Raw genomic sequence first — 15,045 nt, 5'->3', positions numbered from 1 at the left:
GCTGTGCGAGCTTGCATTTCGCAGGCACGATAACCCCGTTATCAAGGCGGCATTACTTCAGCACTCACGATGAGTTGGTGGAGCCTGATAAGTTCTCAGAACATTTAGGCTTCCCTAACAACCTCAGCTAGGCTATCTTATAGTTAAATTGACTATAAAAGATCGGTGGCTTTTTTAGACTCATGTCCTCAAGAAAATCCGCACAATTAAATCGCCCCAGCAGTTCATCGAATGAGATCCAAGCGCTGTCCATCGATAACGTTATCTTTGGGTTAGATTCTTCGCAGTTAAAGGTCTTATTAGTGCGTCAGCGAGACCCAAGGCATGAGGGGAAGTGGGCTTTACCTGGCGGCTGGATTCGCTACGACGAACATTTGCGCAGCGCTGCATCAAGGCTGCTAAATGAACTCACGGGCATTAGTGACCTCTATCTCGAACAATTAAAAACCTTTGGCAGAGTCGACCGTTTCCCCGGTGAGCGTGTGATTACTGTTGCCTATTATGCGCTCGTCAGTGCAGACAGTTATCAGTTAGTGACCCAAGAAGAAGACGTCAATTGGCACACGATCGGCGAGGTCAGTGAGTTGGTGTACGACCACAATGAAATTTTGGCAGAAGCTCTAACACATCTGCGCCGAGAAGTTCGATACCGGCCAATTGGGCTCAAGCTGTTACCGCAAAAATTCACGCTGCTGGATCTGCAGAATCTTTATGAGGCAGTCCTTGGTGTGCGGCTAGACAAGGGAAATTTCAGACGCAAGGTATTGCGGTCAGGTCTTTTACTGCCGTGTGATGAAAAACAAACAGGTGTGGCTCATCGAGCGGCCACTTTTTATCGTTTAAATCAATCTGCCTATGACGAACTGGTCGATCACGGCTTTCCAGTTCAGTCGTTGGTGTAATCAATCGAGGTAGGGCAATGCTAAAAATGGCGATCATGAAAAACCGTAAAACGCGCCGCACAAAAGCGATAAGGTACGTGTTGATGGCATTTCTGAGCACTACGCTGAATGGCGCTGTGAATGCCAGCGATGCCGGGTTCACAAACCCGATTTTACGCGGCGGCTATCCTGACCCAAGTATTTGCCGCAAGGGTGACGATTTTTATGTGGTTAATTCGTCGTTTGAATATTTCCCTGGGTTACCTATTCACCACAGCAAAGATCTAATCAATTGGGAACTTATCGGCTATGGATTGCATCGCCCAGAGCAAGCCAGTTCGGCAGTGAATTTAGTGGACGTACAGTCTGACGGCGGTATCCATGCGCCCTCAATCCGCTGTCACAACGATCGCTACTACATCATCACGACGAATGTGTATTCCCCTCCTGAGCCCGGTGTGCCGACTCAAATGGTCAATTTTGTGATCACAGCTGATGATCCGGCGGGTCCTTGGTCACAACCGCATGTTATTGAGGGTGCGCCTGGTATTGATCCTGATTTGTTTTTCGAGAGCGACGGAACGGTTTGGTATGTCGGAAATCACGCTCCAGAGAACCCTGCCTTTCAAGGCGAGGGTGAGATTTGGTTGCAACAGCTTGATCCAACGGAATGGAAGCTGATCGGAGAACGCTATTTTTTATGGCGCGGTGCTCTCAAAGGTGCGATTTGGGCAGAGGGTCCGCACATCTACAAAAAAGACGGTCGTTACTATCTATTGATCGCCGAGGGCGGTACCAGCTTTGATCACGCAGTAACCGTCGCGTCCAGCGATTCTCTTACTGGCCCCTATATTGGCAATAGCCGCAATCCAATTTTAACGTCACGTCATCTAAGCTATGACAACTGGGTTAACAGCACCGGACATGCCGATTTGGTGGAGTTGGACGATGGCCGTTGGTTCGCTGTTGCCCTAGGTATTCGCAGCGATATTGCTCGACGCTCAAACATGGGTAGAGAGTCGCACTTGATTCCCGTAATTTGGGAGGAGGAACCTTACGAATGGAAAGCTGAAAAGCTGACATGGCCAGTTTTTGCCCCTTCGAGTGGTCGCGTAGAAAGAGAAAACCCTAGTCCCTTTCCCGGGACACGCCAGAACAAGCCTTCCACGTTTGTTGACAATTTTGACCAAGCGAACTTAAAACTCGACTGGAACTTTAGACGGGTTCCAAAACCCGGTTTGTTCTCACTACAAGCCCGCGAGGGTTTTCTGAGGCTCTATGCTGATGCGGCGTTACCTCGTAATCGTGGTCGAGCTAGTTTGATGGGTATTAGGCAAACCGAAAGCGATTTTGAGTACATTGCGGAGATGAAATTTGAGCCGCTTCATGAAGGCTCCCAAGCAGGAATAACTCTGTTCCAGAAAGACGATAATTATATGAGATTCACAGTAGAGCAAACGGACAGTGGTTATCGGCTTGCTGTTCATGTGCGAGAGGCCCGATCAGAGTACGAGAACAGTCTTGAGACCCTTGAGCTTACAGACTATCAGGGGCGAATCCAGCTTCGAATTGACTCGAGTAAGTCTTCCTATGCTCTCGCCTACTCTCTGGATGAGGGGAAAACTTGGGCCGAGGTGGCCTCCGTACCAGGTGATAAGTTTATCAGCCAGGGCTATACAGGAGCCTACCTCGGTTTGTTTGCCCTAAGTCAGCAGAATCAACCCGGGGATTTTGCCGACTTCGATTGGGTGAAGTACGCCCCGAGACCTCGTTTTTAACAAGGTAGGTGGTTTGAAGTGTGCCATTGTGCAGTTCCTGAATACAGCATAGCCGGAGCGCGAGGTTAATTATCGGGTTTCTTTGAGTTAACTAAATTTCGGCTTTTCTAATCGCATTTGGGAGGCAGGCATGGCCCACAATTGCAAAAAAAAACGTGCCAGGAACATAAACCATGAACATCGCTATCATCACCTCAACATGTCGTAGTCATCTGCGGGGCGTAATCGGTATCGCGTTGATATCTGCTCTCATTCTAGCCTGCTCATCGCAAGAACAGGCTAGAGAACTCACTCATAAAGTACTCAAGGATGAGGTAATCGGCAAAGAGGCCTATCCTTTCCTGTTGGTCTATATCGAGACGGCTTCAGGCGAAGTGCTTGTCTCTGAATCAGTTGCTAGCGAGGCGTTTTTTGCGCCAACAGAGACGCCCAAAGTCGATGACTGGATGCGAATTTGGTCGATGACAAAATTAGTCACAACTGTTCTAACCTTGGATCTTATTGAAGACGGCGTAATTAGCCTTGAGGATGAGGTTATATCTTATCTGCCAGAATTAGCTGACCTGCGAGTTGCAGTTCCTCGCTCAGGGGGGACAATGACTGAAGCATCGGCCTCAGGCTACGTGCTTGGTAGTGAGACAAATAACATAGCAACTGATGCCTGCGACTTTGAGCTGTTACCTCTGTTGCGACCGATGACCATTCGTGACCTTATGTTACACACAGCGGGCTTTTATTACGCAACAACCGGTATACCATGCCTCGACGAGGCGCAAGCTCAGTTGCACCTTCCCTTGGCAAAGAGCACTGATGATTGGTTGGCTAGAATTTCGACATTACCTCTGATCCAGCAGCCCGGTGACGATTATTATTATGGGCTAAACACAAGCGTTTTAGGTTTTCTGCTCGAACGCGCGAGTGGTAAGACCCTTCAAACCCTCTTGGAACAGAGAATCACAAACCCTTACAACATAGAGGGGCTTTCCTTTCGGTTACCCAAGAACGTCGAGCTACCGCCCAGAACCTCGGGGCGAGATGGCACCTTAAGGCTGGCTAGAGACCGAGAACTTGACATCTTTGGTGGCGAGCAGCCACCCTACGGCCCAGACACGACGCTCTTTCTGGGAGGGGAGGGTCTTGTCGCCACGGCACCGGGATTCGCAAAATTTCTTCGCGTCGTGTTTTTCCCGGAGCTGAACAATCTGCGGCCGCTGCTAGATCCAGATTCCGTGACAGCAATGACCAGCGCTCAGATTAATAAAAATGAGTGGGGCGCGATGGGTTATACCCTCTGGATCTCAAGTGGACTTCGCGCGGATGGCTCATTCAGTCGAGCAGGGCTGTGGACAGGAGGTGGGTACGAAGGAACCCGTTATTGGATTGATCCTGAGCAACAACAAGTTGGCGTTATCATGACCCAAGTATTCATGCCGCCTACAGAGGGCGTGGCGATCGATGAACGGATACGAGATATCCTCGAGAACCAAAGGTGATGTCAACGCGCACCTCCGCACACGCTGTCTAGGAGGTGGGTTGGCCAAACTCTATCTGCGTAAAGGGCCGGTGCCCGGGGGCCGGGCATCGAGTTGAGGTGTGACTAACTGTAAGGCGCGTACTTCTATGCGCTTACACGATCTTGGTTTAGTTGTCAGTGTATGTTTCAACCGCGAGTTGCTTGACCTTCTTAGCCCTATTGCGCCAATCGTCACCGATCATGTAGAGCGCGGGTACCAGTAACAGAGTGACAAACAAAGCGAATAACACGCCAAAGGCCAGCGATAATACTGCGGGCTTTAGAAACTGAGCGCTGGTGGCGCGCTCTGCCATGATCGGCATCAAGCCGACGAAGGTGGTTACCGTCGTCAATAAGATGGGTCTGAAGCGATTCACTCCCGATTCAATGACGGCGTCTACGGCTGATTTGCCCTGCTCGCGAAGCCTGCCGATGTAATCCACCAGAACGAGGTTGTCATTAACCACAACGCCGGCTGCGGCGCCTATGCCAAAGTACGAGAACAGTGCTAAGGGAATACCAAACAGCAAATGACCGTAAATGGCTCCCATAAACCCGAAAGGTATCGCCGTCATAATCAGCATGGGTAACCAGTAACTTCTGAACGCTACGGCGATTAACGCATACATCATGAACATTGCTACAATATACAGGGCTTGGATTTCACCCAAGAATTCGGCTTCTTCCTCCTGTGAGCCGCCTTGACCAAATTTTACGGTGGGGTACTTTGGTTCCAGGGCAGGAATGAAATTTTCGCGCATGTCTTTGCCAATAGTGCTCATGGCATCAGCGGTCACGTCGGCTGAGACATAAATCACACGCTGACCGTCTCGGCGTTCAATGCGCTGAACTCCGGCTCCGACCTCGAACTCAGCCACTGAGGCCAGCGGGACGCTATTACCCATTGGCGTGCGAATACGAAACTCGTCCAGTGACCCCAAGTTTTCGCGCAGCGCTTTTGGATACTTAACCATAACCCGAACATCGCCGACTTCACGTGGCAGCCGTTGAATTTCTTCACCGTAGTAGGCCTGTCGAACTTGTCGCGACACCTCAGCGAGCGTTAAGCCCATTGCGGTTGCGGTCGGTTTCAAGTTAAGGCGAATTTCTTCGCGTTCGCCACGCTGGCTGTCGCGAATGAAGAAGGCGTCTTGATAGGTTCTAAGTTGTGATTGAATGTCCAGACTCGCGGATCGCAGGGTTTCCAAGTCATTACCCCGCAACATGTATGTAACTCGTGGGTTGCCATCGTTCAGGGTATAGTTCACCGAAATCGCTTCGGCATCGGGAACATCGCCGACCAACTCTTGAAAACGCTCGGCGGCTTCGCGTGCTGATAGGGCACGTGTTTCGGGTGGGGCAAGACGAATAATCGCCAGTACGTTGTCCCATCGAGAGCGCGTATACCAGCCTTCGATTAACTGAACTTCTTCACCATTAGCGGCCCCCTGCGTCTCGACTTCCTTGACAAGGCGCCGCTCCGCATCCTGAAGCTGCTCCAAAACTTCGAGTGAGCGCTCCCAAGGAGTGCCGGCGGGTAGGTCTACACTAACGTAGATCTGCTCATTTTCTACCTGGGGCATGAAGTTAAATTTGACCCAGCCGCTGCTGAAGACGCCAATGCTGACGATAAATAAGCCAACGAAGAATGATAGGGTGATATAGCGATGACGAATAGCGGCGTTTATAACCGCTCGATATTGCACGTTAGCGAAGCTTACGATTGCGTGCTCGATTTTCGTTTGGTACTTCGCAAACCACTTTGTCGTATCCCTAGGTTTTAGATTGCGCAGATGAGACGGCAAAATTAAAAACACTTCAATTAAGCTGAAGGTCAGCGCTAAAGTGATCACAATGGACAGCTGGCGTGTGATCTGAGCTGTTTCGCCAGACACGAAAAACCATGGGGCGAAGGCGAGGATGGTGGTGAGTACCGCAAAAATTACGGGTTTAGAGACCGCATATGTGCCGTTGATCGCCGCGTTGTCGCCCCCTCCGCTCGCTTCGCTGTGAGCGTGAATACTTTCACCGACTACAATCGCATCGTCCACCACAATTCCTAGCACCAGCAAAAAGGCAAAGGTTGATATCACGTTGAACGAGACATCGGCCGAGGGTAAAAATGCGAATGTCCCCATAAAGGCAACTGCGATACCCCCAGTCACCCACAAGGCGACGCGGGGTCTCAGGGTCGCGATTAATATGACAAAGACCAATATCAAACCCATGTAAGCGGAGCTGCCAATGGTTTCCATACGGCTTTTGTAGATGTCTGCTGTGTCGAACCAAATCATTAGGTCCAAACCCTCTGGTAGAGTCTTTCTACGCGTATCTACCCACTCGGTTACCGCATCGCTGGCTTTTACAACCTGCATCTCTTCCGTGGCTTTGACCTGCAGTAAAACGGTGGGCTGGCCGTTTACAGTCGCAAGCAATTCGTTCTCTTCAAAGCCATCAATGATCGTTGCAACGTCTTTTAGGAGTACCGTGCCGAAGTCAGGAGTTTGGCGGATGATGACATTGCCGAAGTCATCGGCAGTGTCGGCAAGGTTCCGGGTTTTAATACTAAATGTGCCGACATCGGTGCGAACACTGCCGGAAGAGGTATTCAACGATGAGCTGCGAATGGCGTTGGCAACCTCACTGAAGGTTAAGCCATACTCTCTTAGGGCCGATTCAGAAATCTCTATGGTGACTTCTTCATTGCGAGCTCCGAACAGTTCAACGAGCGAGGTGTAAGGTAGAGCGGCCAGCTCTTGCCGCAGCTCCTCTGCAAGCCGCGTCAGCTCCCGCTCACTATGGTCGCCGTAGAGCGCGACTCGGATCATTTCTTCGCGGAATTCTAGGCGCTTAACTCTCGGGTTTTCGATGTCGCGCGGGAAGGACGTCACCGAGTCGACCGCGTTCTTTACGTCATTAACAAACGTTTCGATTTCAACGTAGGGGTAAGTTGCAACGCGCACATTGGCGTAGCCCTCGTACGCTGTGGCGTATACACGATAGACGCTATCCAGATCTTCTAGGGCTTCCTCTATGCGCGCAATAACTTGCTCTTCGACATCTTGAGCGCTGGCTCCTCGCCACGAGACTTCGACAGTCGCCTGATTGACTTTTACAGCAGGGAATACTTCGCGTTCCATGTTGTTGAATCCAAGCCACCCGGCGATCAATATGCCGGCCATTAACAAATTGGCGGCAACGGGGTTTCGTGTCCACCACGCGATTAGCGCCTTCATTCTGCAGACTCCGATTCAGCGGGTACGCCGGGCTTGATAGAGGTGATTGCCATACCTGCTATTGGGTTTCGAATAGGTGAAGTGATGATTTGTGCGCCCGCCACTAAGCCCTGACTTATGTAGGCTTTCTCTTCATTTGAATGGGCGACCGTAACATCTGCTACCTGAAGCGTGTCGTTCTCGATGATGAATACACGGTTTCCGGGCCTGAGTGCTGAGCGTGGGATCGTGATCATTTGGTCGACTTGGCGACCTTGAATGTGAGCATCGACATACAGCCCGACCGCCATCGGCATGCCCTTACTGGTGTTCGCCTTATCGTACGGGTTTTTAAGGGTTGCGGTGGCATGCACCATACGGGTCGCCTGATCGATATTGGCTTCTATGTGGGTAAGTTTACCTGTCCATTGATAGCCTGTACCGGCAATCTCGGTTGAGAAGGTGACTGAGGGTTCGTTGTTGGCTTCAGCAACGAAGCCGATGGGTAAGCCCAGTGAGCCGAGCGCCTCTTGCTTCAATGCAAGTCTTACCATGACTTCATCGATGGAAAATGCCGCTGCCAATGCTTGACCGGCAGCGATAACCTGGCCCACCTGAACATTGACGCCAGTAATACGTGCGTCGTAGGGTAGGCTTACCGTGGTGCGCTCCAAATTTAAACGAGCGCGCTCTACTGATGCCTGCGCCGCTTTGACCGACGCCTTGGCTTCCTTCACTTGTGGAATTTTCAGAGCCAAGGGTGATGGGTTTTTAACCCCTACCAGTTGTTTGCGGGCGACATCCGCATCGGCTTCAGCTTTTTCTAATAACACTGTAGCGTTGGCCAGTGACGCTTCCGCTTGGTTTAGCGCCAGCTGGTAATCTATGGCTTCAAGTCGCAGTATGGGTTCGCCGGCCCGAACGAAGCCGCCCGGGATGAACTGATTAGATACCCACTCAACTCGGCCGCCCACTTGCGCGGCCAAATTGATGGCTGTGCGTGCTTTGACTTCGCCCTGGGCATAGACATCGAAGAAGGTCGACTCCAAGGCCGCAGGTGTGGTGTAGACCTGTAAAACTCTGGCCTGAGCTTCTTTTTTCTCTGGCATCGGTTTGTTCGCTTGCAGTGTTGCGAATATTGCAAAAGCAACTGCAATTATCAGAATGGGAGCAAGACGTTTTAGCCATTTTTTCAACATAGTTAACCTTCGGGGGCAAAGCTTTTCGCGACGTCGCATTGTACGACAGCGCAAGAATGAATTCGGTGTAGATACGATGGATGGTGCAGCGAGCACGCCAAACTGAGTTTGTGGGACCGCTAGCCGAAGTTGACGAATACTGAATACCTATTCATTTGGCATGCCGCGCAGGAATAGGCTCAACTGCGATCACTGATAATAAGGGGTGCCTATGAACCTACTCAAGACAAGCGCCATAATCACACTGATGATGGGCTTAGTTGCCTGTGAAACCAATGAGCCTGTGCCTCAAATATCCTCGTACGAGCCCAAGTCTTACTCGTCGGTACAACACGCAGAGTGGCTAAAGAATGCGGTGATTTACCAGCTCAATACTCGACAGTTTACTGAGGAGGGAACGTTTAATGCAGCAGCTAAGCATTTGCCCCGATTAAAAGCGCTTGGAGCGGACATTGTTTGGTTGATGCCTATTCATCCCATTGGTGAGGAGAACAGAAAAGGCACTGTAGGTAGCCCTTATTCCGTCAGAGACTATTTTGGTGTTAATCCCGATCTTGGTACTGAGGCCGATTTTCGCGCCTTTGTTAAAGAAGCGCACAGTTTGGGACTTAAAGTGATTCTTGACTGGGTGGCTAACCATTCGGCGTGGGATAACCCCATGCGGTTTGAACATCCTGACTGGTATGAAAAAGACTACAAGGGTGATTTTAGGCCCACACCCTGGTGGGATTGGTCAGATATTATTGATTTAGATTATTCTCAACCAGGCTTACGTAAAACGATGACCGAAGCGATGAAGTACTGGGTTGAGGAATTTGATATCGATGGTTATCGGTGCGATGTGGCAGGATTTGTACCGCTGGATTTCTGGGAGAATGTGCGTGCAGAGCTCGACCTGATCAAGCCAGTTTTCATGTTGGCTGAGTGGGAGTCGCGCGATATGCATCGAGCTGCATTCAACGCCACTTATGCTTGGTCTTTGCAGGAAGCTATGCACGATATTGTATCTGGCAAAGCTAAGAATCTAGCACCTTTGTATGTTTATTATTCGTGGAACGAGAGCGCTTACCCGCGTGAAGCCATGCGAATGATTGGTGTCAGTAACCACGATATGAATGCGTGGGAGGGAACGCCATTCGAGCGCTACGGTGACGGTCTTAAGCCTGCCATCGTGTTATCGGTTGTCGGTGAAGGGATACCGATGATTTACGGTGGGCAAGAAGCGGGTAATGACAAGCGGCTAGCATTTTTCGAGAAAGATTCAATCGAATGGCGTGAGCACGAAATTGGGGACTTGTATCGGCAGCTATTTAAACTAAAGCACGAAAATAATGCTCTGTGGAATGCCCAATGGGGGGCTCGCATGGTGCATGTGCCAAACTCAGAGGCTGACCGCGTACTAACGTTCGTGCGTCAAAACGAGGAGCACAAAGTGTTCGCAGTGATCAACTTCAGTGACGAGCCAGCTGAATTTACGATGGACGGTACGCTTTTTCCTGATAGTTATACCGAATACTTTACGGGCGAGCAGGTTGCGCTTGAGCAAGGCAAGCCAATGTTGATCGAGCCCTGGGGATATCGAGTGTATTTGAGATAGCAATTTAGCGCTGCGATCCGCGAAAAGGGCCAGGGAGTGGCCCTTTTTTATGCACTTTCGATCTGCAAGTGTTTACCTGACTCCCAGTCGTTACTGGCTTATTTGTCAGCCAAGAAAGCACTGACTCGCTTGTGTTTCTGGGTAAGATTTTTAACTTGATCAAAAGGAATTGCATCGAACTGGGCTTGCGTTAGGCGCCAGCGCCAGTTGCCCACCAGTGTTGCGGGATTGTTGATTCGCGCGGACCCCGGCAATTGCAGTAAATCTTGGGCAGTGATTATCGAAATGTTGGCATCTGAAGCCAGCGCCAATTCGATCACTGCAAACTCGTTTGATGTTGATGCATAACCGTTCAAATGCTGATTTAACCGTGCGTGAGTATGATCTTCAGCTTCACTCAACCAACCGGCAAGCGTTGTATTATCGTGAGTTCCAACGTAAACAAGTGCGCGCTCGGGATGATTTTCGGGGCGGTGAGGGTTGCTTACGTCATCGCTATCGAACGCAAATTGCAGGATGTGCATGCCCTGAAAGCCGTAATGTTGTTTGACCGCGAGCACGTCATCTGTGATTAAGCCCAAGTCCTCCACCACCGCAGGAAAGTCAGGATGTGCAGCGATCAGCGCATCGAACAATTCATAGGTTGGTACGTTTTCCCAAGTGCCATGAATTGCGGTAGGCTCCCCCGCAGGTACCTGCCAATACTGGACTAGGCCCCTGAAATGATCGATCCGAACCATGTCGAAAAGGGCAAATAAGCCGCCCATGCGTTGTATCCACCATTGATAATTCTGGGCCTTTAAGGCTTCCCAATCATAAACCGGGTTATTCCACAGTTGACCTGTGGTGCTAAAGTAGTCTGGTGGTACGCCTGATACGTGCGTGGGTCGTTTATCCTGGTCCAGTTTGAATAAGCTGGCATTCGCCCAAACATCGGCGCTGGCGTAGCTCACATAGATTGGCATGTCGCCAAATATTACGAGGCCTTTTTGGTTGCAGTAGGCTTTGAGCGCTAACCACTGCTTGTAAAACCAATATTGAATGATTTTTTGAGCCAGGATCGCTTCGCCGTGGTGTGATTCTAGTGCATCGATAGCACGAGCCTGTCGATCACGCAGAGCGGCGGGCCAATCGCTCCAAATGGCAGTATCTTCAATATCTGCAATTACTGTGAAAACAGCGTAATCGTGCAGCCAATAGGCTTGATCTCGACAAAAATTCGCAAACTCGGTGTCCTTTTGGGCGTCGAAGTTCGCCACCGCTTTATAGAGGGTGTTGAGCTTTCTCGGGCGCGTTACAGCAAAGTCGATGGAGTCCGCTTCCTCGACAATGGCGCTTTCAAGGTCCTGCGGTGATAAATAGCCCCAATCGACCAACGCTTCTAGATCAATGAGCAAGGGATTCCCGGCAAATGCAGAAGAACTGAAGTAGGGCGATTCGCCCGAGGTCGGATTCGACGGATTGAGCGGTAATATTTGCCAATATCGCTGGCCTGCTAAGTGCAGGCAATCTGCCAAAGTGTAGGCCGCAGCGCCTAAATCCCCGACTCCGTACACCGAGGGTAAACTGGCTACGTGCAGCAGTACGCCGCTGGCCCTCTCATTTAGGAAGGGTTGCAAATTTCGTTGAGTGGGCATCTCCGTTGGGGAGGTGTCGGTTGCTAACATTGCGATTGAGGCCTTTATTGATCTTGTACACTGCTCGGGAGCTCACGCCCCTTTGGCATCTGAATTTTTGCGTAAAATAGCGCTAGGTAGGTCTTGTTTACAATGTGTGCAACTTTTTCTGCATACCTATTCATAAACGATAAGAATGTTGGTTGATAGAAGAATTTAGGCGTTAAGTGTCTGATTTTTTTGATTTTTCAGAAAAATTTTGTGTGTCTGCCACTGATTTTGAGTACTTTTTGAATACGTATGTAGCTGGTTGTGAGTCAAATGAACGCATCGCTATTATGCACTCAGCCTGTAAACCGCTGCACATGAGCTCAGGTGAAAAAACGTCATGGTTCGCTCGCCAGAACATTAATGAGTGCATGGCAATGGCAGCATAACCGAAAACAAAAAAAATGAATCGAAGGTGCATCTATGAAACCAACCCATTTTTTTCAGCCCAAAAAACTCGCGCTTAGCGTTTCACTCGCCATGGGCGTTGCAGGAACTGTTGCAATGGCTCAGGACGTCGAAACAGCAGATGGTGAAGAGCGCATGCTAGAAGAAGTTGTAGTCACTGGTTATCGAAAAAGTCTGATCGACTCTATCGATAACAAACGCTACGACAGCTCAATTATCGAATCCATCTCTGCAGAGGACATTGGTAAACTGCCGGACGTATCCATTGCGGAGTCGCTTGCGCGCCTACCTGGCTTGGCAGCGCAGCGTCTAGACGGTCGCGCCAGCCGAATCAGCATCCGCGGGTTTGGAGAAAACGAGAGCGCCACGACTTTCAATGGCCGAGAGCAAGTATCGATTTCTGATAACCGCGGCGTCGAGTTCGATTTGTACCCGTCGGAAATTATGTCGGCTGTTAACGTCTACAAAACGCCTCGCGCCTCTTTGGAAGCAGAGGGCATTGCGGGTGTTATTGACATGCGAACAGTGAAGCCGCTCGACACTAATGCGCGCTTCCAAATTAAAGGTGAGTACGAATACAACAGCCTGGGTAAGTTAAACCCCGACGCTGACGATACCGGCGTAAACGCGACCTTTTCATTAATCCAGCAGTTCGCTGACAACACGGTCGGTATTGCCCTCGCTCACGCTACCATGGATTCGCCCAACCAAGAAAACCGTTGGAACGCTTGGGGTTACCCCGGTGGCGTTTTAGGGGGTGCGAAACCCTTCGTGCGATCGTCGACATTGGAACGTGATTCTACGATGTTGGTTGTACAGTTTGAGCCGAACGAGCGCTTGAGCATGACTGCTGATGCATTGTACGTAGATTTTGCGGATGAGAAGCTGCTTCGTGGTATCGAGATTCCTTTTGCTTGGGGCCAAGGTGCGGTAACGGCGGATGCGCCTGACGCAAATGGCGTTGTGAAAGGCGGCACTACCGTGGGTCAACGTGTGGTGGTTCGCAACGACTACGAAGAACGTAAAGCTGAATTGACCTCGATGGGGTTTAACTTGGTATTTGATCTGAGCGACGATTTGCAAATTGAATTCGATGCAAGCCGCTCGGAAGTACAACGTGAAATCTACTCGTTCGAATCTTATTCTGGTACGGGTCGAGGCAATGACCGTGGCGTGGCCGATACGATCAGCTACAGCCTAAAAGGTGGCGCTTCAGGTGCTGTGTTCAGCCCAGGTTTGGATTACTCAGATACGAGCCTGATTCAGTTGGGCGGTCCTTTGACTTGGGGTTGGCAATCGACGCTAAACGACAAGTTTGGCGCCACAGGCACAGAGTTTGAAAACACTGCGCAGGACGGTTTCTTGAATGCCCCCAATATTGACGATGAGCTCACGGCACTTAAACTTGCCGCTAAGCAGCAGTTGAGCATGGGGCCGGTTACGGACATCGAGTACGGTGTGTCTTTCCGTGATCGCACCAAAGAAAAGACGGCTGAAAACTACTTCATGACCTTGAACGTCTTCCCCGAAATGCTAGCGATTCCCGACAAATACAACCTGGGTAGCGTTAACTTGAACTTTATCGGTATGGGTAACATGGTTGCTTATGACTCTATCGCGATGGTCCGCGATGGTTTCTACGACTTAACCTTGGAAGAGTCTAGCTACGCGACTAATCAGTGGAGTGTTTCAGAGGAAGTGACGGCTTTCTATGCCATGGCAAATCTGGAAATGGACATTGCGGGTAAAGAAGTCAGTGGTAATGTCGGTGTGCGTTACTTGCAAACTGATCAATCTTCTACGGCTTTTGCACGCAGCGGCAGCGACCTGATTCGTCAAACGGTGTCGCACGACTACAACAACGTGTTGCCGAGCCTTAATTTAAGAATGGCCTTAGACGAGCAGCAAACTATTCGTTTTGGTATTGCCAAAACGATGTCTCGCCCACGCATGGATGAGATGAACGCTTCGTTTGGTATCGGTATCTCACAGGTGCCTGACGTAAACGGCAACTACATCTCTGCGGGCGGTGGCAATACGTCCCTCGAGCCTAAGGAAGCCTTGGGTATTGATTTGACCTACGAAAACTACTTCGCTGATGACGGTTATTTCGCTATCGCGCTGTATCGCAAAGAGCTGAAAGAGTGGATCTTTGACGGTGCCGCGGAAATCGATGTGTCGAATTTCTTGGCAGCGACGGGCCAAACGACTCCAGATGGCAGCACCACGGCTACGGTCAATGGTAAGGTCAACGGCGGTGACGGTACTCTGAGTGGTTGGGAGGTTTCGCTCGCAATGCCTTTGAGCATGATTCACGAAAGCCTTGAAGGTTGGGGTATTTTTGCAAGCCACACAGGGGTGTCTTCGGACATCAAAACCCCAAGCGGTGCTGAATATGAGTTGCCTGGCTTGTCCAAGAGCATACAGCAGGCTACCGTTTACTATGAAAACGGTGGATTCGAAGCTCGCTTGAGTGTGCGTAAACGTGACGACTTCAAAGGCGATTTGTACGGTCTTGGATTTAGCGTAGATCAATACGATATGTTAGGTGAGACCATCGCTGACGCGCAGATCTCGTATGATTTCGCCGATTCAGGAATCGCCTACCTAGAGGGCCTTCGTGTCTATCTACAGGGTGTTAACTTGACGGACGAGCCCTTTACCTCGCTAAGCGGTGGTGTCGTTCGCGACTACCAAGAATACGGCGAAAACTACCGTCTTGGTTTTAGTTACGACTTCTAAGATAAGCGGCTAAACTCGAAACCCCTGTTGCACAACTCGGCAGGGGTT

General features: G+C 50.3%; 9 protein-coding genes. 6 read left to right on the top strand and 3 right to left on the bottom strand.

The annotated features are described in order from the left end of the window. Nucleotides 1-182 precede the first annotated feature (182 nt). The 3 genes from EYZ66_RS09545 (at nucleotide 183) to EYZ66_RS09535 (ending at nucleotide 4,152) form a co-directional block, all read left to right on the top strand. Nucleotides 183-902: an NUDIX hydrolase gene (locus EYZ66_RS09545; protein ID WP_040816110.1), complete on the top strand. Its 720-nt coding sequence runs from the start codon at nucleotides 183-185 to the stop codon at nucleotides 900-902. A gap of 83 nt (nucleotides 903-985) precedes the next feature. Then, nucleotides 986-2,659 carry a glycoside hydrolase family 43 protein gene (locus EYZ66_RS09540; protein ID WP_158026995.1) on the top strand — a complete coding sequence of 558 codons (1,674 nt, stop codon included), beginning with the start codon at nucleotides 986-988 and terminating at the stop codon, nucleotides 2,657-2,659. A 173-nt stretch (nucleotides 2,660-2,832) separates the two neighbouring features. Beyond that, entirely contained in the window at nucleotides 2,833-4,152 is a 1,320-nt protein-coding gene (locus EYZ66_RS09535) for a serine hydrolase domain-containing protein (RefSeq protein ID WP_009574950.1), read from the top strand. A gap of 148 nt (nucleotides 4,153-4,300) precedes the next feature. On the opposite strand, the gene EYZ66_RS09530 is transcribed toward EYZ66_RS09535, so the two are convergent. After that, nucleotides 4,301-7,408, bottom strand: a complete 3,108-nt coding sequence (locus EYZ66_RS09530) for an efflux RND transporter permease subunit (protein ID WP_009574949.1) — start codon at nucleotides 7,406-7,408, stop codon at nucleotides 4,301-4,303. Further along, complete coding sequence (locus tag EYZ66_RS09525) at nucleotides 7,405-8,586, bottom strand: efflux RND transporter periplasmic adaptor subunit (RefSeq protein ID WP_009574948.1); 1,182 nt, start codon at nucleotides 8,584-8,586, stop codon at nucleotides 7,405-7,407. Before EYZ66_RS09525 ends, EYZ66_RS09530 begins: the two co-directional genes overlap by 4 nt. A 211-nt stretch (nucleotides 8,587-8,797) precedes the next feature. Between EYZ66_RS09525 and EYZ66_RS09520 the strand changes: the two genes are divergently transcribed. Continuing rightward, nucleotides 8,798-10,183: an alpha-amylase family glycosyl hydrolase gene (locus EYZ66_RS09520; protein ID WP_216088945.1), complete on the top strand. Its 1,386-nt coding sequence runs from the start codon at nucleotides 8,798-8,800 to the stop codon at nucleotides 10,181-10,183. Nucleotides 10,184-10,281: 98 nt separating this feature from the next. Here EYZ66_RS09520 and malQ read toward each other — a convergent pair whose 3' ends face one another. Then, nucleotides 10,282-11,820, bottom strand: coding sequence for a 4-alpha-glucanotransferase (gene malQ, locus EYZ66_RS09515; protein WP_216090316.1), 1,539 nt, complete (start codon nucleotides 11,818-11,820; stop codon nucleotides 10,282-10,284). Between the two features lie 206 nt (nucleotides 11,821-12,026). On the opposite strand from malQ, the gene EYZ66_RS09510 reads away from it, so the two are divergent. After that, nucleotides 12,027-12,236 carry a hypothetical protein gene (locus EYZ66_RS09510; protein WP_009574944.1) on the top strand — a complete coding sequence of 70 codons (210 nt, stop codon included), beginning with the start codon at nucleotides 12,027-12,029 and terminating at the stop codon, nucleotides 12,234-12,236. Between the two features lie 34 nt (nucleotides 12,237-12,270). Further along, the gene (locus tag EYZ66_RS09505; RefSeq protein ID WP_160195657.1) at nucleotides 12,271-14,997 is read left to right on the top strand and encodes a TonB-dependent receptor; all 2,727 of its coding nucleotides are present in this window, start codon (nucleotides 12,271-12,273) and stop codon (nucleotides 14,995-14,997) included. Nucleotides 14,998-15,045 lie beyond the last annotated feature (48 nt).

The sequence above is a fragment of the Aequoribacter fuscus genome (assembly GCF_009910365.1).
Classification (GTDB): domain Bacteria; phylum Pseudomonadota; class Gammaproteobacteria; order Pseudomonadales; family Halieaceae; genus Aequoribacter; species Aequoribacter fuscus.
Note: the sequence above shows the minus strand (reverse complement) of the source record. Positions and strands in the feature narration are given on the sequence as shown.

What these genes read in the sequence shown, in the direction of transcription:
- EYZ66_RS09545 (WP_040816110.1), top strand. Translation starts at nt 183, where the DNA reads ATGTCCTCAAGAAAATCCGCACAATTAAATCGCCCCAGCAGTTCATCG.
- EYZ66_RS09540 (WP_158026995.1), top strand. Translation starts at nt 986, where the DNA reads ATGGCATTTCTGAGCACTACGCTGAATGGCGCTGTGAATGCCAGCGAT.
- EYZ66_RS09535 (WP_009574950.1), top strand. Translation starts at nt 2,833, where the DNA reads ATGAACATCGCTATCATCACCTCAACATGTCGTAGTCATCTGCGGGGC.
- EYZ66_RS09530 (WP_009574949.1), bottom strand. Translation starts at nt 7,408, where the DNA reads ATGAAGGCGCTAATCGCGTGGTGGACACGAAACCCCGTTGCCGCCAAT.
- EYZ66_RS09525 (WP_009574948.1), bottom strand. Translation starts at nt 8,586, where the DNA reads ATGTTGAAAAAATGGCTAAAACGTCTTGCTCCCATTCTGATAATTGCA.
- EYZ66_RS09520 (WP_216088945.1), top strand. Translation starts at nt 8,798, where the DNA reads ATGAACCTACTCAAGACAAGCGCCATAATCACACTGATGATGGGCTTA.
- malQ (WP_216090316.1), bottom strand. Translation starts at nt 11,820, where the DNA reads ATGCCCACTCAACGAAATTTGCAACCCTTCCTAAATGAGAGGGCCAGC.
- EYZ66_RS09505 (WP_160195657.1), top strand. Translation starts at nt 12,271, where the DNA reads ATGAAACCAACCCATTTTTTTCAGCCCAAAAAACTCGCGCTTAGCGTT.